Source organism: Cyclobacterium salsum, from assembly GCF_010119245.1.
GTDB classification, from domain to species: Bacteria; Bacteroidota; Bacteroidia; order Cytophagales; family Cyclobacteriaceae; genus Cyclobacterium; species Cyclobacterium salsum.
On the sequence record NZ_WNKG01000015.1, the window covers coordinates 44,801 to 64,345 of the forward strand.

At 45.3% G+C, this 19,545-nt stretch carries 15 protein-coding genes; 8 read left to right on the forward strand and 7 right to left on the reverse strand.

Annotated elements, in window-relative coordinates; all coding sequences use genetic code 11:
* Positions 1 to 5 precede the first annotated feature (5 nt).
* From metG to GJS45_RS21290, 3 genes are all read right to left on the reverse strand, one after another.
* Complete coding sequence (metG, locus tag GJS45_RS21280) at positions 6 to 2,066, reverse strand: methionine--tRNA ligase (protein WP_162343902.1); 2,061 nt, start codon at positions 2,064 to 2,066, stop codon at positions 6 to 8.
* 96 nt (positions 2,067 to 2,162) lie between these two features.
* Positions 2,163 to 3,065 carry a hypothetical protein gene (locus tag GJS45_RS21285; RefSeq protein WP_162343903.1) on the reverse strand — a complete coding sequence of 301 codons (903 nt, stop codon included), beginning with the start codon at positions 3,063 to 3,065 and terminating at the stop codon, positions 2,163 to 2,165.
* A gap of 172 nt (positions 3,066 to 3,237) precedes the next feature.
* Entirely contained in the window at positions 3,238 to 4,536 is a 1,299-nt protein-coding gene (locus tag GJS45_RS21290; protein ID WP_162343904.1) for a serine hydrolase domain-containing protein, read from the reverse strand.
* Positions 4,537 to 4,698: 162 nt separating this feature from the next.
* Between GJS45_RS21290 and GJS45_RS21295 the strand changes: the two genes are divergently transcribed.
* From GJS45_RS21295 to GJS45_RS21320, 6 genes are all read left to right on the forward strand, one after another.
* On the forward strand, positions 4,699 to 5,709 hold the full coding sequence (locus GJS45_RS21295) for a cation diffusion facilitator family transporter (RefSeq protein WP_162343905.1): 1,011 nt from the start codon (positions 4,699 to 4,701) through the stop codon (positions 5,707 to 5,709).
* Between the two features lie 1,907 nt (positions 5,710 to 7,616).
* Positions 7,617 to 8,048 (forward strand): hypothetical protein, encoded by a 432-nt coding sequence (locus GJS45_RS21300; RefSeq protein WP_162343906.1) that lies wholly within the window; start codon positions 7,617 to 7,619, stop codon positions 8,046 to 8,048.
* A gap of 292 nt (positions 8,049 to 8,340) precedes the next feature.
* The gene (locus tag GJS45_RS21305; RefSeq protein WP_162343907.1) at positions 8,341 to 9,042 is read left to right on the forward strand and encodes a cyclase family protein; all 702 of its coding nucleotides are present in this window, start codon (positions 8,341 to 8,343) and stop codon (positions 9,040 to 9,042) included.
* Between the two features lie 216 nt (positions 9,043 to 9,258).
* A complete protein-coding gene (locus GJS45_RS21310) occupies positions 9,259 to 9,681 on the forward strand; it encodes a DUF1330 domain-containing protein (RefSeq protein WP_162343908.1) in 423 nt (140 codons plus the stop codon).
* A 497-nt stretch (positions 9,682 to 10,178) separates the two neighbouring features.
* Positions 10,179 to 10,673 carry an RNA polymerase sigma factor gene (locus tag GJS45_RS21315; protein ID WP_162343909.1) on the forward strand — a complete coding sequence of 165 codons (495 nt, stop codon included), beginning with the start codon at positions 10,179 to 10,181 and terminating at the stop codon, positions 10,671 to 10,673.
* On the forward strand, positions 10,657 to 11,298 hold the full coding sequence (locus GJS45_RS21320; RefSeq protein WP_162343910.1) for a hypothetical protein: 642 nt from the start codon (positions 10,657 to 10,659) through the stop codon (positions 11,296 to 11,298). Before GJS45_RS21315 ends, GJS45_RS21320 begins: the two co-directional genes overlap by 17 nt.
* 200 nt (positions 11,299 to 11,498) lie before the next feature.
* Here GJS45_RS21320 and GJS45_RS21325 read toward each other — a convergent pair whose 3' ends face one another.
* The 3 genes from GJS45_RS21325 to GJS45_RS21335 form a co-directional block, all read right to left on the reverse strand.
* A complete protein-coding gene (locus tag GJS45_RS21325) occupies positions 11,499 to 12,377 on the reverse strand; it encodes a mechanosensitive ion channel family protein (protein WP_162343911.1) in 879 nt (292 codons plus the stop codon).
* Positions 12,378 to 12,389: 12 nt separating this feature from the next.
* The gene (locus GJS45_RS21330) at positions 12,390 to 13,262 is read right to left on the reverse strand and encodes an alpha/beta hydrolase (RefSeq protein ID WP_202928151.1); all 873 of its coding nucleotides are present in this window, start codon (positions 13,260 to 13,262) and stop codon (positions 12,390 to 12,392) included.
* 654 nt (positions 13,263 to 13,916) lie between these two features.
* Positions 13,917 to 14,330 (reverse strand): hypothetical protein, encoded by a 414-nt coding sequence (locus GJS45_RS21335; protein WP_162343912.1) that lies wholly within the window; start codon positions 14,328 to 14,330, stop codon positions 13,917 to 13,919.
* A 444-nt stretch (positions 14,331 to 14,774) separates the two neighbouring features.
* Between GJS45_RS21335 and GJS45_RS21340 the strand changes: the two genes are divergently transcribed.
* Positions 14,775 to 14,969: a hypothetical protein gene (locus GJS45_RS21340; protein WP_162343913.1), complete on the forward strand. Its 195-nt coding sequence runs from the start codon at positions 14,775 to 14,777 to the stop codon at positions 14,967 to 14,969.
* Here GJS45_RS21340 and GJS45_RS21345 read toward each other — a convergent pair.
* Positions 14,953 to 16,407: a sodium:solute symporter gene (locus GJS45_RS21345; protein ID WP_162343914.1), complete on the reverse strand. Its 1,455-nt coding sequence runs from the start codon at positions 16,405 to 16,407 to the stop codon at positions 14,953 to 14,955. The genes GJS45_RS21340 and GJS45_RS21345 overlap by 17 nt on opposite strands.
* A 130-nt stretch (positions 16,408 to 16,537) precedes the next feature.
* Between GJS45_RS21345 and GJS45_RS21350 the strand changes: the two genes are divergently transcribed.
* Entirely contained in the window at positions 16,538 to 19,528 is a 2,991-nt protein-coding gene (locus GJS45_RS21350; protein WP_162343915.1) for a glycoside hydrolase family 3 N-terminal domain-containing protein, read from the forward strand.
* Positions 19,529 to 19,545: the final 17 nt, after the last annotated feature.

The following is a 19,545-nucleotide window of genomic DNA, read 5'->3' on the forward strand; positions in this document are numbered from 1 at the left end:
CGGAATTAACTGATAGCGGCTCCGGGAGGGGTCGGCTCATCGGGACGTAAAAGCCTGTAATTACCTTTATCGTCGGCGGCCATCAGGATCATGCCTTCGGAATCAATTCCGGCCATTTTTTTAGGGGCGAGATTAAGTAACATCGTCACCTGTTTTCCGACCAACTCTTCCGGTGTAAATTGTTCTGCCACTCCACTCAATACCGTCTTCTTACCCAAACCGGTATCAACCGATAACTGCAGTAGTTTTTTAGATTTTTTCACTTTCTGAGCTTCCAAAATGGTAACCACTCGTAAATCCAACTTTGCAAAATCCTCGAAAGGAATGATTGGCTTTACGGGATCTGCCTGATAGGGAGTTGCTTCGTTTTGCTTCTTGCTATCTTCCAGTTTTTTGATCTGGGCTGCCACCGTGTGGTCTTCGATTTTCTGAAAGAGTAACTCCGGCTTTTGAATGGGATCGCCCGCTTTCAAAAGATCCATGTGTCCTGCATCAGACCAATTCAAGGCCTTCAGCCCCAGCATTTTTTTGATTTTTTCGGCCGTAAAAGGTAAAAAAGGTGCCGAAATAATCGATAAATTGGCGGCTATATTTAATGCAACCGATAGGATGGTACCGGTCCGATCGGCATCCACTTTAATGGTTTTCCAGGGTTCGGTGTCAGCCAGGTACTTGTTCCCGGTTCGCGCAAAATCCATCATATAGGCGAGCGCTTCCCTAAACCGGTATTTTTCCAGTGAATTCGAAATTTTATCCGGATATTCCTTCAATGCAACTAACACCTCCTGATCTATTGGTTGTAAATCATGGAGAGCAGGTACGTTGCCGTCAAAATATTTGTGGGTGAGCACCACTGCCCGATTTATAAAATTACCATAAATGGCTACCAGTTCATTATTATTCCTCGCCTGAAAATCCTTCCAGGTAAAGTCATTGTCCTTGGTTTCCGGGGCATTGGCTGTCAGGACATAGCGAAGTACGTCCTCTTGTCCAGGAAATCCTTCCAGGTACTCATGCAGCCACACCGCCCAATTTCTGGAGGTGGAAATTTTTTGCCCTTCCAGATTCAAAAATTCATTGGCAGGGACATTATCCGGCAGAATGAAATCCCCGTGGGTCTTAAGAATGGCAGGAAACGTTATGCAATGGAATACGATATTATCTTTACCGATAAAATGTACCAATTTGGTATCCGCATCTTTCCAGTAGGGTTCCCAGTCCACCCCTTTTTCCTTAGCCCATTCCTTGGTGGATGAAATGTATCCAATGGGAGCATCAAACCAAACATACAACACCTTGCCCTCCGCTTCCGGTAAAGGTACCGGAATACCCCAATCCATGTCCCGGGTCATGGACCGGGCCTGCAGTCCTTCCCCTGCTTCCAGCCAACTTCTACATTGGCCCAAAACATTGTTTTTCCAATCCTTGGCATGATCCTCCAGTATCCATTTCTTTAAGAAGGGAGTATACTTACCCAAATCCAAAAACCAATGTTTGGTCATTCTTAGTACAGGAGTATTGCCGCTAAGTTTGGATTTAGGCTGAATCAGTTCGGTAGGGCTTAGAGAAGACCCGCATTTCTCGCACTGGTCTCCATAAGCTTCGCTGTACCCGCATTGCGGACAGGTGCCCTCTATGTAGCGATCGGCCAGAAACTGCCCGGCTTCTTCATCGTAATATTGCTCGGTTTCCTGTACTACAAATTCTCCTTTGTCATACAGGTCTTTAAAAAGTTGCCCGGCCGTTTCGTGGTGAACAGGAGACGAGGTTCTGGCATAATGGTCGAAGCTGATTCCAAATTTTTTAAAACTTTCCTTCATAATACCATGGTAGCGGTCTACCACTTCCTGAGGACTGATTCCTTCATTTTTAGCCTTAATGGTGATGGCTACTCCATGTTCATCAGAACCGCAGACGTAGGCTACGTCTTTGTTTTGTAATCGGAGGTAGCGAACGTAGATGTCGGAAGGAATGTAGCAGCCAGCTAAATGACCGATGTGCAAGGGGCCATTGGCGTAGGGTAGGGCAGATGTAATGGTATATCTCTTAAAGTTTTTCTCGCTCATAGCGCACAAAGATAGGGAAATTAGGTTTTGAGTGAAACATGCCGGCACAATAATCCGGTCCGCAAATCCGGACTAAGGTTACGGCAATCGGGTTCCTTAGTTTTTACCAAAGGGTACGGTGAGTCCCAGCCAGGGAACAGCGATGATGGTATCCAAACCCGGAGCAAGGGGTAAAAATAATCCGTAATCCAGCCCGATTCGTTTGATGATTCTTCTTCCTCCTGCCGATATTATTCCTATCGTTTCGCCTCCTGCTGCTATAAAGTAGTTTTCGGTCAAAAAGTAGCCGCGTGGACCGGTGCGGATCATTCCTGCTACCGACAGGGTAGGGGCATTGGCTATGGAGCCTCCTGCAAAGGCCCAACCCAGTCCCACCGTAAGGTTCTTGTCTCTGGACCCGAATGTGGAAAGGCCATAGAGCATGCCAAAACCTCCATCATCCAGGCCGATAACCGTTCCTGCCAGAGCTCCTGCTCCCAGATTGATTTTATCTTTTACAACGGGAAAAGAAACTTTAGGAGTAATCCATACCGGGGTCTGTGCTCCGGCAAATAGGAAAAGTGGCACCACGCCACCTCCTATCGAAAAATTATCCGTAATGCCGGTGGCTACCTGATTGAAAAAGATCCACACATTTTGATAGTAGGATTCCCCCTTTTTTAGTCCATATCCATTGGGAATCCAATAGTATCGCGTAGCCTGGGGATTAGCAAACCAGAATTGACCCTTTACCTGACTAAGCCTATCCAATCGGCGTATCTGAAGAATATCAGATCGTTGTAAGGTGATGGTTCCGAGCTGTTCGGTTTCCAGGACTATGCGGAACGCATCTTCGGACTGTATGCTACCTGAATATTCGTTTCCATCCCTTGTTTGAATCAGAACAAATTCTTTTACCTGTTCGGCTTGCTCCTCCTGGGCAATAACCGGCGGGTGAGAAAACACCAGGGTTAGAAATACAATCAACCCGAATTTCAATAGACCTTGCTCCATTTTCATAATCTGTCATAAAGTATCCCTATTCAGGATAGCGTGCAGGGAATCACAAAGTAACTTTTCTTGATTAATATACGGATTTTTCCGATCAAATTGCATCCGTCATCTTCCAAATTAAGAAGCAGCGAAAAGCATTCCCTATGGCTGAACGGCGGCAAGGGTTTATTCGGGTCATTCAATCATCCACGGCTGCCCCAACCATTTGTTTGAATTTCCAGGCCGTCTGGTCGCCGGTGGGTCCCTGGGTCTGTTTCATAACGATCCCGATGATGTTTTCTTGAGGATCAGCAAAATATTGGGTGTTGAAATATCCCCCCCATACAAAGGTGCCAGGGCTTCCCAGGCCGCCTTTGGCCTGACCTCGTTCGGTCAATACACCGAAAGCCAGTCCATAATGCTGATCTGCACCCCCATATAAATCCAGGGTTTGGTCTGCCATCATGCTGGCAATGGTGGTCCTGCTAAGAAATCGTTTTCCATTCAATTCTCCTCCGTTCAAATACATCTGTAGAAAAGTAGCATAATCTGTGGCCGTACTCGATAAGCCGGCTCCTCCTGAAAAAAAGCTTCTGGCTCCTTTTATGGGGTAATCTACCTCATAAAAAGTATTGGGGTAGTCTTCCCATTCTCCGTTTACTTTACGCTGTATGGCTACCAGCCGGTCAGATTTGGACGAGGGAAGGTAAAACCCGGTATCCTCCATCCCCAGCGGCTTGAACAGGCGCTGCTCCAAAAATGCCTCGAAGCTCATTCCGGACATGATTTCTATGAAATAGCCCAATACGTCTAATCCCATACTATAGGTGTATTTGGTCCCCGGATCATGGTGCAAGGGTAATTCGGCCAATTTCATCACTACGTCTTTAATGGTTACGTTCTCGGTGGTAAAAAGATCCGTAGTACCGGCCTTTTGATACAGCATTTTCATCCGCTCATCTCCATCAATGACCCCATAGCCCAAGCCGGAGGTATGGGTAAGCAGGTGGCGGATGGTTATCTCTTTGTCTGCAGGGCGAGAAGTATGACTGGTGTCGGCATACCTGAAGTTGACTAAAACCTGCGGGTCTTTAAACTCCGGAATGTATTTGGAAATGGGATCGTCCAGTTGGAATTTCCCCTCTTCCCACAACATCATGACCGCCGTAGAGGTAATGGCTTTGGTTTGCGATGCTATTCTAAAAATGGCATCTTTTTCAAGGGGTTTTCCGGATTCATTGGCTTGGCCATAGGCTTCGTGGAAGACTATTTTTCCATTCCGGGCAATCAATGCCACCGCCCCCGGGATGGTGTTTTCTTCCAGGGCTTGGTTAAACATCTCGTCTATTCTAGCCAATCGTTCTGGAGATATTCCCTGGCTTGAGGGTGAACCCGGCGTGAGGGGGGACGATTGCTGTAGCGAAGTGGTTTGGCAAGGGCTCTCTACCACCGTCAGGCAAAGAAAAAACAGAAAAAACGGAAGAATTATTTTTGACATGGGGTAAGGGTTGAAATGGGATACAATTAAATTTAATTGAAAGTAACCAATTCTGGTAAAAAATCCGTGTTTTCGAATATCATTTCCGGCTATATATTTCAAGGTTTATTTTTCCAGCCCCCTAAATAACCTTATTTTTGAAACGCATCAGGGAATCAAAAAGTGGAAAAGGAAAAAAAGCATCTCATTATCTGGTCGGTGGTCATCAGCCTGGTATTGATGATCATTAAATTTTATGCATACTTCCAGACTGGCTCTAACGCCATCCTGACGGATGCGATGGAGAGTATCGTCAATGTGGTCGCCTCCTGTTTTGCACTATATAGCATCTACCTCAGTGCCTTGCCAAAGGACAGTAACCATCCTTACGGACATGGGAAAATCGAGTTTTTTAGTGCGGGGATTGAAGGGACCTTAATAATTCTGGCGGGTATTTTTATCGTGTACCAGTCGGTATGGGCATTGATCTTCCCGCAGCAACTACTGGATTTGCCTTTGGGAATGGCTTTGGTGGGGTTCTCAGGACTTGTAAATGGCATCCTGGGGTACCTCTTGCAGAAAAAAGGAAAGGCATTGAATAGCATCACGCTGGAGGCAGATGGAAAACACCTTTCCACCGATGCGATATCCAGTTTTGTATTGATTTTTGGCATTGGCTTGATTTTCTTTACCGGTTGGACCGTATTGGATAGTTTGCTTTCCCTGGCTTTTGCCTTCTACATTATTTACAACGGCTATTTCCTAGTCCGCCGTTCAGTGGCAGGGCTGATGGATGAATCCAACCCCCAAGCCATTAGCAAGACCGTTCAGGTGCTCAACCGACACCGAAAAGCCAATTGGATCGATATTCACAACATGCGGGTGCAGCAGTATGGCGGGGACAGCCATATCGATCTGCACCTGACCCTGCCTTATTATTTTGATTTGGTCCGGGTTCACGATGAGGTCCATGAAGTAGAAGAAGTTTTGGAAAACAGCCTTCCGGGCTACATTGAGGTATTTGTCCACGCAGACCCCTGTTTACCAGCGTCTTGTTGCCATTATTGCCAGGTAAAAAACTGTGCGGTAAGGAAATATCCCAATAGCAAAAAGATTAAATGGACCGCAGAGAACATGTCAAAAAATCAAAAACACTATCACGAATTGAGTCACCTTTCTCCTATCAAGAATTAGTTGGCCATAAATTTTAAAAAAATTTAAATAGCAAAAAAAGGCAGAAAAATTAGGGGTTTTTCAAAATAAATAACAATAATTGTCGTTTGTACGACCTTTTGTGTGAATCACTTGTTATTTTCACAAGTTATTTCCTGGTGATTGTTAAGGAAAAAATAAATTTGTACATATAAAATTTTGTTTTGTAGGCCTAAATTTGTAACTTAATTTCGTTGTTTTATTTAAAGATCAGAGCTATGAAAGATAAACAATTTACCGTACTTATAATGGTGTCCGCTATAATATGGTTGTTGATAATCGGATTTATCATCATTTAACAAAAATACCTGTCTTTTTTCCTACCTATTTTTATTTCATCTTACAACCTACATCAGAAATCCCTGATGTGCGTTTTCAAAAGGGGCTCCTGTCGAGTCCCTTTTTTGCGTGGGTGGCCGGAAGGAGCGGTGCTTTTAGAGAATTAACCGGATGAGACTACTTTTTCTCGCAGCCGCCAAGGATTTGCAGTGGCTGCAATATGTGCTCAATATGCTCTAAAAATAATCCCAACGAAAAGGAAAATTCAAGATGCCAATTAGGCTACTATCGCCTCCCGGTGCGCTCGCTGAGCTCTTGGCGTGAAACCCTTTCCTCCAAATACCTTTCCCCTCCGGAGTCAAAATATCACGATGCTGTGTAATCACGTATCGCATCCCGCTGCGTTCGCTGCGCCTTCGCTGCGGTCTTGGTGTGAAACCCTTGCCTAAAATACTTTTCCTTAAATAAACCAAATCCAGGGAATCGATTTTCACTACCAAAATAACCAATAGGTATCGTTACCAAATAGCAATAGGGGCAGTCTGATATCAAAAAAAAATACCCGTTCACCCTAGATTCCTTATCCGAAATCCTTAATTTGATCACTGAAAGCAGGAGGAGGGATATTGCATATAGTACCTATGAAAGTGATTATACAGGGAAATATTCCTTAATCATTGGGTTTTCTGTAACGACATTGGACAATATTCTTGATGGTTTTGTAGGATAGGAAATTTCCGTTGGGAAAGCGAAAAAATATATCTCACAAGGAAAAATGCCCCAAGCAATAATAAAAACGTGGACAGAAATATGGCAAGATACTGAACTTATAAGAGCTTACCGTGCAGATGTAACTGTTCACAAAAAAAATACTTTGACGGAGACAATGCAGAAGTAGAAACCTATATTTCTATTTCTGAATAATAACAAACACAGAGAGAAATTGACATTACAACAATTACAACGCGTTACATTAGAAAGTCAGGGAATACTTCAAACATCGCCATTCGGAATGGCTATTTTTGTTTACCCATCTTATTTGACGATACATTTATAGGCAGAATGGACTGCAAAGCTCATCGAAAAGAAAAACAATTTGAGATAATACATCTGCACATTGAAAATCAAAATATAGACGTTGAAATATGGGCAAAATCTTTTGCAGAATTATTAAGACAGTTCGCAACTTTTAACGGTTGTGAATCTTTGAAACTGACACAAGTAAGTCCATCAAAATTAACCGACACATTAAAAAGAGAATTAAAAAATGATTCAGAACCAACCCATAATAGCCAATATAGGTAAGCGTGGGGAATAGTGGTTGCATTGAGCATCCCGTCCTTCGTTTCAGCGTTTTCCTCGGCGGATAGGGATGAGCTTCGAAAACCATGCCTACCGATATTGGCAAACCGCTAGCGGTCAGTTTTAAAAACCTAAATTATTAAGTAATCACAAATTTTAAGTAACCATATGATTAATTTTTGCATCTTGATGATATTAGTTTTTGACAGAGTTAACAAAAACTGTACGAAACAACCATAGATCAGAGCATTTATCTACTTTGACAAAAGTGTTTTTATAGATAGCAACAAATTACTAATCAAATAAAAATGAGACATAGTTTAAAAATAAAGAATTTCATCTTCGCACTAATAATTCTGAGTTTTATGAGTTGTGACAAGGATGAAGAACTTCCTTTATCTGAATTAAAAGGTGTTTATACTGGAACTTTTACGGTCGAATACTCCGAAGACCCCATTTTCTATGACCAAATGGAGCTTTCGAATGAAGTAACCATCGAATTTGAAAATGGAGATTTTACGTGTTCAAGTGGAGAAAACCATATTCCGGCAGGAGGTAGTGGAAAATTTCAAATAGACGGTAATAAAATTAACTTTAATGATGAGAAGGGATGGTATGGTGATTTCGACGGAAACTTAATTCTCGATGGAGATTATGAAATTCAAGAAAGAAAATCAGCTATCACAATTTCAGCAAATAAAGGAATTGGATTTTATGAATATCGACTAATAAAACAATAAAAACGAACCGCTAACATTGTGCGAGTTTTAGCCCGGTTATGGCGTTAAATTCGTGTATTTCATAACGCTAGGTATTTTGTGTTTAAATGAAAAATCAAAGTACGTATCCGGGCCGCAAACGTGCACTTAACCGTTATGCCTCAGCCTATGAAGGCACGACCAAAAATGAAATGATACATTTCGATGACCTAAACTACGGGTTTGCATCCCGCTGCGTTCGCCGCACTTCGTGGCGGTCTTGGCGTGAAACCCTTGCCTAAAATAATTTTCGTTAATAGAAGAAAATGACCAAATGACAGAAATAATTGACCTGAGTCAAGAAATATATTCCGGAATGCCGGTGTTTAATGGATTACCGGAAGTTCAGATTAGCATCCATGCGACACATGAGCAGTGGGACAAAATTCCCTATCCGACAACGACTACACCAAGTGTTTACAAGTTGGAATTGGGCGAGCATACCGGGACGCACGTAGATGCGTTAAACCATATGGGAAGACCGTTTGTGGGGCAATCCATTGATACCATGCCGCTATCCATGTTTTATACAGAGGGTATTTGCTTGGACTTTTCACATAAAAACCTGAAAGCGCTCATTGAACCTGCCGAAATAGAAGAGGCTTGTGAGAAAGCAAATATTGAAATTAGAAAAGGAGATACCGTTTTGTTGTACACAGACCATCATAGGAAGCACTATGGCACAGCGAATTGGAAGAATGGTCCCGGCATTTCTACAGCGACAGCGCGTTTGTTGGGAGAAACGGAAATTGCTGCATTTGGCGTAGAGACCATGTCGCCTGGAGTTCCCAACGTTTCCAACAAAGAAGTCCATCATATCTGTGGGGAGTTGGGATTTACCCATTACGAAAACATGGTTAATCTTTACCAATTGGTTGATAGAGGACGTTTTCGTTTTATTGCACTACCCCTCAAAATCAGAGGAGGGACCGGCTCGCCGGTTAGAGCAGTTGCTGTATTTGAAGGTAATGGCTAATGGAAAAACCGTTCCGGGCAGGCGGATAGGCAAGTCGTTTTTGAGAAGGGTACTTATTTGGAATACATGATATGTCTTATGATCCCTGAAATCGGATAAACGAAATAGGAGCAATTGTGAGGGGTTTATGCGCCTGATTCAGCTTGTGAATGATGGATCACCTGTTGCACCATACACCCATCTCTATACGTATAAACATTCGTAAATTTAGACAAAATGGAGAATTACTTGGATGCCATGCCTGAAGCGGCAAAGAGGTTTTATCAGAACTTTCACGGCAAAGGTAAGGTAGTAATGCTGAACCTGTTACGGTTTCGCCCGGTAGCGGACTATTCCGGTCTGGATCCCTTGAAACCCGAAACGGAAATCAGTGGAGAGGAAGCTTTCCAACGGTATATAAAATGCATCCTCCCGGAATTAGAAAAAGCGGGAAGCCGCATCCAGTACTACGGAAAAGGTAACGATTTCCTGATTGGACCGGAAGCGGAAAAGTGGGATGCGGTCGTCTTAGTAGAATACCTGTCGGTAGATAAGTTTATGGAATTTGCCCAAAGCAAGGCGTTTTTGGAGAACGCAGGGCATAGGACCGCAGCATTGGAAGATTCCAGGTTATTGCCTACCGCTGAAATAAACGAATAGTAGAAATGGTGGAATTGGCAGATAAAGAACAAAAACTGAAGCAGTTAAGGTGAAAAAAAGACTCCAAGACGCTTGCAAATGGCATTTTCGTCAATAGTCACTTGCCAATTTAACCGATCCGGCTACTGTTGATGAATTCTGGATGATAGGATATTTGTTAATTTATGGTATACGGTCTTCAAATCACCCGGAATAAACAAAAAGATAAAGATCATACTATTTTTTAAAAAAGAATCCGGCAGGGTGTAATTTTTTTTGACTTTGGCCACTAACTAAAGAAAAGATCCAAATCATGAAGAAAACACCCTCAGAGAATTATTTGATTTCCTTTCTGGCTTTCAGGTCAGATTACAAGGTGAAACGCCCTTTAAAAGGTAAAAAACATGCGTTTCTGCTGGCAAATTTTCAGTCAATTTCTGGCTATGTCCAACCATTGTGCCCACCATGGGGCCATTCGGGATGGAAGAAGGAATGGATAGGATGCTAAAATTATCCAGATGAGTAAGGACTTCTACCAGGCATCCATACTGCCCTTTACCGCCATCATCATTAAGCTTTGCAGGGCGTATACCAATTCCCAGGAGGATTATGAAGACTACTACCAGGAAGTATGCCTCCAACTTTGGAGGAGCAGGGGTAATTTCAAGGGCCAATGCGAATGGTCTACCTGGGTGTATCGGATAGCCTTGAACGTTTGTTTGACCCTTCTCAAAAAAAGGAAGAAAGCGGGGAAAACCTTCTTTGCGTCAGAGGCATTGCCTGATACCGTTATGATTGAAAGCAGGGCCTTCGAAAACGAATCCCTAAATCAATTGTATGCAGCGATCAAACACCTGTCAGAAGTAGACCGGGCGGTGATCCTCCTGTACCTGGAAGAAAAGACCTACCAGGAGATTTCGGAAATATTAGGGACTAATCCCAACAGTATTGGCGTAAGAATAAACCGAATTAAAGAAAGATTAAAAAGAATATACAATGAAAAATTCAATTGAAGCAGTATGGAAAGAGGGTTTTCTACATGAGAAAAGCCTGGTCGCTCCCAAGATAAATGATTTGTACAATCAAAAGTCGATTCATTTGATTGACCGAATGAAACGATTGTTCAGGGCAAACGTAATGGCTATTGTCATCATGGCACTACTGATCCCACTGGTATATTATTTTCTGGATGTCCTTTGGTTGGGATTGGCTGTATCCATGCTGCTTTTGCTGACGGCATGGTACAGTAAACGTCAAATGCAGGGAATCAAAGGCCTGAATCAGGGGGAAACTAGCTTTGATTACCTCAAGTCCTTTGATCAATGGCTAAAAAATTCCCTGGCTAGAAATCAGAAAGTAGTACGCTATACCTATCCGGTATATTTTCTTATCGCCTGCAGTACCATCGCATCCGCCTGGACCCGGGAACCCGAACTTGCCCTAAAAGTACAGCAACAGTTTCCGGGCTTGACCTTTGTTGGAAGTTTTCCCTTGATCGGTTTGGTCCTGATGGGACTGTTAACGCTATTGATGGTATATTTTTCGGACAAAATCTACCAGTGGGACGTTCGGTTGGTATATGGGCGTGTTTTTAAAAAGCTGGAAGAAACCATCGCGGAGATGGAACAGTTGAGATAACCGTATCAGGAGTTATTAAACAAAGACCTTATCCAAACAGGATAATCGAAATTGCTGAGCACACTTTGCTTTAAGGTTGGTTCATCCCCAAAAGTGCAGCCTGCCGGGGGATGACATAAGAATTCAGAGTGGATGAAGAATTTTTTGGGTAGCTATAAAACCGGTAGCCGTATTTTAGCTACCCATACATCTCCTCTGTTCTATCCCCCAAGGTTGCCTTCTCCCGGGGGAAAAGGGCCCTTCAGTTCGATAATCGTCCCTGGCAAGGGGTAACCCGCCCCTTCCAGGGCCTCCAGCACGGACAGAATGGCCTGTGAGCGCACCTGAACGTCGGAATGTTTTTTATTATAGGTGTTTACCCAATAACTGACCTGCACTTGCAAATTGCTATCCCCCATATCGGTTACAAATACGGCAGGTCCCTTTTTACCTGCCAACACCCCTGGCACCGCTTTTAGGGTAGTGAGGATAAGGGCCAAGGCCTTCCGGTAATCAGAGCCGTAGCCCAATCCCAATTTAAAACCATAACTCAAATATCCGTCAATGGTGTAATTGATTAAGGGGCTTTTAATAATAGAAGCATTGGGGAGAAAGACATCCTTACCGTCCAGGGTTTTGATCTGTGTGTCTCGGAGGTTCAGGGCGCGGACCTTGCCACTCAGTCCCTGAATCTCGACCAGATCTCCAATCTTAAAGGGCCTTTTGAAGGCCAGCAGGATGCCTGCCAGAAAGTTTTCCCCAATATCCTTCAGTGCGAAGCCTATGATAAAGGCAGTGATACCCGCTCCCGCTAGTATTCCGCTGACAACACCCGTAAGGCCCAGAAATCGCAATACCAGGGTAATGCCGAAAAGCATGATTAGCAGTCGGATGCTTCCGGCGATAAAACTTGTCAATAGGCTGTCCTCCGTCCTTTTATTCAGCCGGCTAAGCACAAGTCTTTTTATCCATCGGGACAGGTAAATAAAAAACACAAAAATCACCAAACCGATCAGCAGTGCTACAAGCAATTGCCGCAGATCCGCCAGGTCGCCCGTCAGGAGAGTAGTTAGTTTTTCCAGCGATTCGTTAAAGTTCATGGAGCTCGATTGTTATCGTGGCATCAGCGGCTGGCTATTGTCCAAAACGAGTTGGCGAAGCCATTTTTCGGCGAGACCAGGCCAGGTTTCTGCGGCATTGTTTCCTTTCCGCATGCCGTAGCCGTGACCGCCTTCCGAAAGTAAATGTAAGGTAACGGGAAGGTTCTTGTCCCGAAGGGCTCCTGCCATCACCAGAGCGCTGTTGCCATAGCGGTCATCCGCTGTACCGAAAAGAAACTGGGGAGGGGTATTCTCACTTAAGCTTAGTTCTGGGCTGAGGCTGCGATCTTTTCCTTCGTCCAGGTAGGCCGGATAAATCAGCAGGGCAAAATCCGGACGGGCCGAAAGGCTGTCCAGGGCATCGACGGGTCTATAGGTCCTTTCTCCAAAACGCGTACTGGCCCGGGCTGCCAGGCTGCCGCCAGCCGAAAAGCCAATCACCCCCAATCGTTCGGGGTCCAGCTTCCAATCGCCGGCCCTACTACGTACCAGTCGGATGGCCCGCTGCAGGTCGTAGAGGGCAGGTTCCCGTTTGTCCGGAACTCGATATTGGAGCACAAACGCCGTAAATCCCAGTTGGTTAAACCACTCCGCTACCTCGTACCCTTCTTTGTCAATGGCCAGGATATTATAGCCCCCACCCGGACAGACGATGACACTGGCACCGTTGGACGGTCCTTTCGGCTCAAATACGACGAGTGCCGGGTCCGTTACATCGGTCAGTCGGGTGACATTTCCGCTGGTATTGGCGGTTTGAACGGGGGGATGTTTGGCCTCCGTTTCGCCGGGGACCGTGCCTGGCCAAACGTAAAGGGTGTCGGTACCTTGTGCGTTGCTCATGGCTGAAAAGATAAATAAAATGATACAGGTGAAACAGGTTTTCATTGAGTATGGGTTTTGATACTTGGTAGAACAAGGTTTTTTTTCATCGGATGTATAGAGTACGTTAAGTTAGGAGTTTTACTTGAAATCTGGCAGATTCTACTTGGAATTTAGGTCTGGCTTATTTCCCCCATGAAAAATTCAGTTTTGAATTGGTTTTTTTAGACGCTGAGTTATTTAGGGTTTACAATAGAAGAAGGCCGTATAATAGTGTCGACACGCAGCAATACCATGGATGGGGTTTTGAAGTGGAGGGCTTCCTCAACCAACCGAGTCTTGTGTTGAGGTATTATTTCTAACCTTGCCCGGTATGAAAATCGATTATTTGCTGTTCTTAACCTTACAAAGGTAAGCGGAGCGACTTTTATTGGTGAAATTTCTTCGACTTTCATTCGCCCCATTATCATCGATTGAATCGTTGATAAAAATGGGGCAAACAACTAGCAAATCTTGTGGACTGCCTGGATTGGTGACACTTTATCGCTTTTAAAGGATGGACTTCCTTATGAGAAGCTATTCAGCCATTTGCGTTGCTCCTCAGTAGGCTGCCTGTTACCGTCACTTGGAAGTGCGCTCCTGGCGAGAAGTGCCTGCCAGTAAAAAAATGCCCGGAACCAATTTTTTTAGCCCGGGACATGATTTTCATAAACAGGGTGTTTATTCCTCCGTAATCCATTCGCTACTTATTTCCTCCAGAAGTAGCGAAGAGGTGGTTTCGTTGATAATCTTTAGTTCCTGAATCTGTGTTCCTCCCCAAAATCCTGCTTCTAGCCGGATTATCTCCCCGTTTCTTTCCCAGGTTCCTTCGTAGTCATTGGTCACGATGGGAGGGGTGCCGCACCATCCGCTATTGGCTCGATGGATCAATTTTCCATTATTAAAAAAGCGGTAACCATAGGTGTTTTCCTGTAGTTCGTCCACCTTTTCCATGGCGATGCCATTTTCCTGGTACTCGAGATTACTCCAGTTGCCTACCGGAACGGGACCGTTTTGCAGGGCCGAGAGGCTTTCCTCTTCCATGCAGGAAAAAAGTAGCAAGCCAAATACAAAAGTAAATACGGTTGTTTTCATGGGATGTCGTTTTTGGTTTTGATTCCTAGACGAAGATCGGCAAAAAACTGTTGAGGGGGATGGAATTTTTTTTATTTTTACTGCTCTGACTGGATCCGTCGCCTTCTTTTCTCGGCTTAATATTTGTTTAAAGCATTAAATTATAATCCATAGGAATAGCTACCATTGGCTGAAAAAGGTTCTTTTATCCGGTTTTGGGATTCTTCAGTAGCCGTCATTTGTAAATTTGCATCATTCTATCCAAATAGGATCCGAAGTAAAGCCTTTCTGGAGGCGGTGGTAAAATGACTCCCAACCGTTTCTTTTCGGACAACCTTTTGTTCGAAAGTGAACAGGCAGCGGAGTATCAAAGACCGAAAACCCCCTTGAAGGTAGCGATTTGCCTGTTTTATAAATAGGCACGCCATTGGAACGGGTATTCAACCACCATTGAAAATTACGAACATGAGACTATTTACCGGTCTGGTCCTGTGGGCCATTCTTTTTGTGCTTTGCTGGCCTATTGCCTTGCTGCTGCTTTTGCTTTATCCCTTGATCTGGCTGATCCTGTTGCCCTTTCGGCTTTTGGGTTTGGGGGTCACCCTGACCTTATCCATGATATTCGCCCTGTTTATGCTGCCCTTTAGTCTGATGCGCTAGGCTGCTTCTGAGCAGTCAATAGCAAGCCCATATAGGTGATGGCAGCATTGACCAGCAGGATTTCAAAACCGAACTGAAAACCATCAAACCACCGGGCGGAATTCCAGTCCAAAACGAAAGAAAGGGCCGGGCTCAGCAGACAGATATACGGCACCAGGCGGTCGCGGACCGCAAGCGGGTTCGTTAGCCCAAAGGCAAACAGCCCCAGCAGGGGACCATAGGTAAATCCGGCGGCCTTAAACACCGCACTTACTACACTGCGATCGTTCACTTCGTTGAAAACGACAATGGTCAAAAAAACCAAAAAGGTAAAACCGATATGGATCCACCTTCGCGTCAGGTCCTGATTGCTGTCCTTTTTGGCTGGCAGGTCAATGATATCGATGCAAAAGGAAGTGGTCAGAGCGGTGAGCGCAGAATCCGCACTGGAAAAAGCAGCAGCCGTGATTCCCAACAGGAATACCACTCCTGCCAGCGTGCCAAAATGGTTTAGGGCCAGACTGGGAAAGAGTTCGTCCGTAGCGCCGGGTAAGTCCAATCCGTTGACCGCCGCATAATGGTATAGCAGCACCCCCAAGGCCAGAAACAGGAGATTGGAGAAAAAGAAAGTAATGGCAAACCAGAAGATGTTTTTCTGGGCATCCTTTTGGTTGCGGCAGGTGAGGTTTTTCTGCATCACGTTTTGGTCCAGTCCATTCATGGCGATCGTAATGAATACCCCGCCGGCAAACATCTTGAAGAAGTTCTGACTGGTATTGCCCTCCCAGACAAAGATATTGGATAGCTCACTGTCTCCGACAATCGCCAGCATGTCCCCGGCACTTTCACCCAATTGCCCGGCGATCACGGCGATGGTAATAATGACAGCTAAAAGCAGAAAACTGGTCTGCAAAGTATCCGTCCACACAATGGTTTTGATACCGCTTTTGTAGGTATACAGCCAGATCAGAATCATAGTGACAAAGACAGAAGCATAAAAAGGGACACCAAAAGCATCAAAAAATGCAATTTGAAGAACAGTAGCCGCCAAGAAGAGACGAAAGGAAGCACCGATGGTCTGGGAAATCAGAAATATAGTAGCACCCGTAAGGTAGGTGTTTCGACCAAAGCGGCTTTTCAGGTATTCGTAAATGGAAATCAGATTGAGCCGATAAAATAGCGGAATCAATACCAGGGCAATGACCGCATAGCCAACCATGTTTCCCATCACAAACTGCAAGTATGCCCACTGGGTATTGCCCACTTCGCCGGGAACGGAAATAAAGGTTACTCCCGAAAGCGAAGCACCCACCATTCCGAATGCCACCAAAAACCAGGGAGATTCCCTGTTGCCAGTATAAAAAGTCAGACTATCGGACTTCAGGGAAGTCAGGTAACTGATCAGAAGTAGTAGGGCAAAGTAACCGGCAATTACGCCAAATACGAGTAGTGGACTCATGGCATGGAGGTTGAATTGAAATTAATATCCCCAATGATAGCTATTTTCTTTAAATCCTGTTCAATCAGAAGCCACAAAATGGGTATCTTTCCGAATAAATAAAGGAATGCAACAATTCAAAAGAGATCGAATGCAAAAAGGTAGGGTTGTTACCAAAAGCCGGATTGTCTATCCGGGGATTCATATATTGATTGGTTTAATTTGCTTTTTAGGTAGCTTTATGCCCCTTTATGGGCAGAAGCAAGGTCCACCTTTTTTGGATGAGCGCTTTAGCCCCTGGGCGGATTCGGTACTGGCTACCATGAGCCAGGAAGAAAAGATCGCCCAATTGATCATGATTCCGGCGTACTCCAATAAAGATCAGGTCCATGTGGATTCGATATCCAATCTGGTCAAAAAATATGGGGTAGGAGGGATCATCTTTTTTCAGGGTGGGCCGGTACGACAAGCCCACATGATCAACCGATTTCAGCAGGAATCAAAAATCCCCCTTATGATCAGCCTGGACGGGGAGTGGGGCTTGCGCATGCGTCTGGACAGCACGGTGAGGTATCCCTATCAAATGGCCCTGGGGGGTATTGAAGAGGAGGAACTGCTGTATGAAATGGGAGTGGAAGTGGCCCGGCAGGCCAAGAGAGCCGGTATCCATGTCAATTTTGCCCCGGTGGTGGACATCAACAACAATCCCGGAAATCCGGTCATCGGTTTCCGCTCCTTTGGAGAAGACAAGGAAAATGTAGCTCGCAAATCGCTAGCCTACATGAAAGGTATGCAGGATCAGGGCATTCTGGCTTCGGCCAAGCATTTTCCAGGACATGGCGATACCGATGTGGATTCCCACTACGGCCTGCCGGTACTTCATTTCTCCAAACAGCGGTTGGAGGAGATCGAATTGTATCCGTTCCGGAAATTGATGGATCAGGGGCTGGGGAGTGTGATGGTGGCCCACATGCAGATTCCGGTTTTGGACGATACACCTAATTTGGCGTCCACACTTTCCAAACCCATTGTAACGGATCTTTTGAAAGAGGAAATGGGATTTGAAGGCCTGATCTTTACCGATGCGTTAAACATGCAAGGAGTGGCAAAGTATTACCCGCCCGGAGTGGTGGATGCCAAGGCCCTGATGGCAGGGAATGACATGATGCTCAATACCATGGATGTGCCTGCCACCATACGGGAAGTGAAAAAGGTATTGGAAAACGGAGAAATCAGCGCGGAAGAAATTGACCGACGGGTGCTTAAAGTACTGATGGCCAAAGCCTGGCTTGGGCTGGATGAGTATCAACCTGTGGAAACGGAACACCTGATGCCAGATCTTACCAATTCCGAAGCGGAATTTCTAAGTCGAAAATTGACTGAAAGCTCCCTTACCTTGCTTCGGAATCGCGATAACCTCTTGCCCATCAAAGGGCTGGAAAATGTGAAAATGGCCTCCTTGTCCCTGGGAACTTCCGAAATCACGGACTTTCAACGGGGCTTAGAGCGGTACAATCCCATGCCGCATTTCACTTTTCCCAAATCGGGTAATCTGGACTCCCTGGAGCGGTTGAAGCGGGAGCTGTCGGACTACCCCTTGCTATTTATTGGGCTACATGGATTGGGTATCCGGGAAGGAAGCAATCAATTTGGAATCAGCCCGGAGATGGTCGTTTTGATTCGGACATTAATGGAGGATCACGCAGTGGTGATCAGTGTATTTGGAAACGTCTACAGCCTGGGCAAAATAACCGGCCTGGAAAAGGCAGACGGGTTGATTGCGGCCTATCAGGAAACTCCATTGACACAAGACCTCGCCAGCCAAATGATTTTTGGAGGGATTGGAGCCAAGGGGAAATTGCCGGTAGCTGTTAATTCACACTTCAGATTGGGAGATGGGCTGCAAACCCGGGCTGGGTTCAGGATGGCCTACACCCAACCGGAAGGGGTAGGAATCAATGCCGCTTATTTGAATGGTATTGACTCTTTGATGGACCTGGCGATTCGGGAAAAGGCCATTCCCGGAGGGCAGGTGCTGATCGCCAAAGAAGGCAAGGTTTTTTATCACAAAGCGTTTGGATTCCACACCTACGATTCCCTACAGGAAGTCCGGCTGGATGACTTGTACGACCTGGCTTCCGTAACCAAAATCAGCACTTCACTGGCAGCGTTTATGCATCTGAAAGGGCTGAATAAATTTGATGAAAACGAGACCTTGGGAACGTACCTGCCTGCCGCTAGAGGGACAAATAAGGAGCAGCTGAAGTACCGGGATATTCTTACCCATCAGGCCAGACTTCGTGCATGGATCCCGTTCTGGATGAGTACCGTGCGAAAAAACGGACGTTTCAAATGGTTTACCATGAAGTCGGATTCTTCCAGAAGATTTCCCATAAGAGTGGCCGATAACCTGTACATCCACCGCAATTACAACCGTAAGATTTATAAAGAGATATTAACTTCCCCGTTGAATGAAGAGCCCGGGTATGTGTACAGCGACCTATCCTTTATTCTGGCACCCCGGGTAATAGAGGCCATTACGGGAGAAGATTTTTATAGCTACCTGGAGCGAAACCTATACAAGCCATTGGGTGCAGGTACGCTCACCTTTAACCCGTACAAAGAGTACCCCCTGGACCGGATTGTTCCCACCGAAGTGGACACGGCATTCCGGAAGCAATTGCTGCATGGCACCGTGCATGACGAAGGAGCTGCCATGTTGGGAGGCATCAGTGGGCATGCGGGGCTTTTTGGGACTTCAAACGACGTAGCGAAATTAATGCATTTGTACCTATATGACGGTAGCTATGCGAAGCAGCAACTGATTGCCCCTGGCGTGGTGCATGCGTATTCCAAATGTGTGTTCTGCGAGGACGGTAATTACCGGGGCATGGGATTTGACCGCCCTAATCGACCCGGAGACCCCAATGGAAATGCAGCCGCTAGCGCGCCGGTCAGCAGTTTTGGGCACTCGGGATTTACGGGGATTTACACCTGGATAGATCCGGAAAGCGAATTGGTATATGTGTTTTTATCCAATCGGGTATACCCTACCAGAGAAAACCGAACCATTTATCAACTGAATGTCCGTACGAATATCATGGAGGAAGTATACCAGGCAATGGAAAAGACCGCAAAGTAATCGGAAGGATTTTTGAA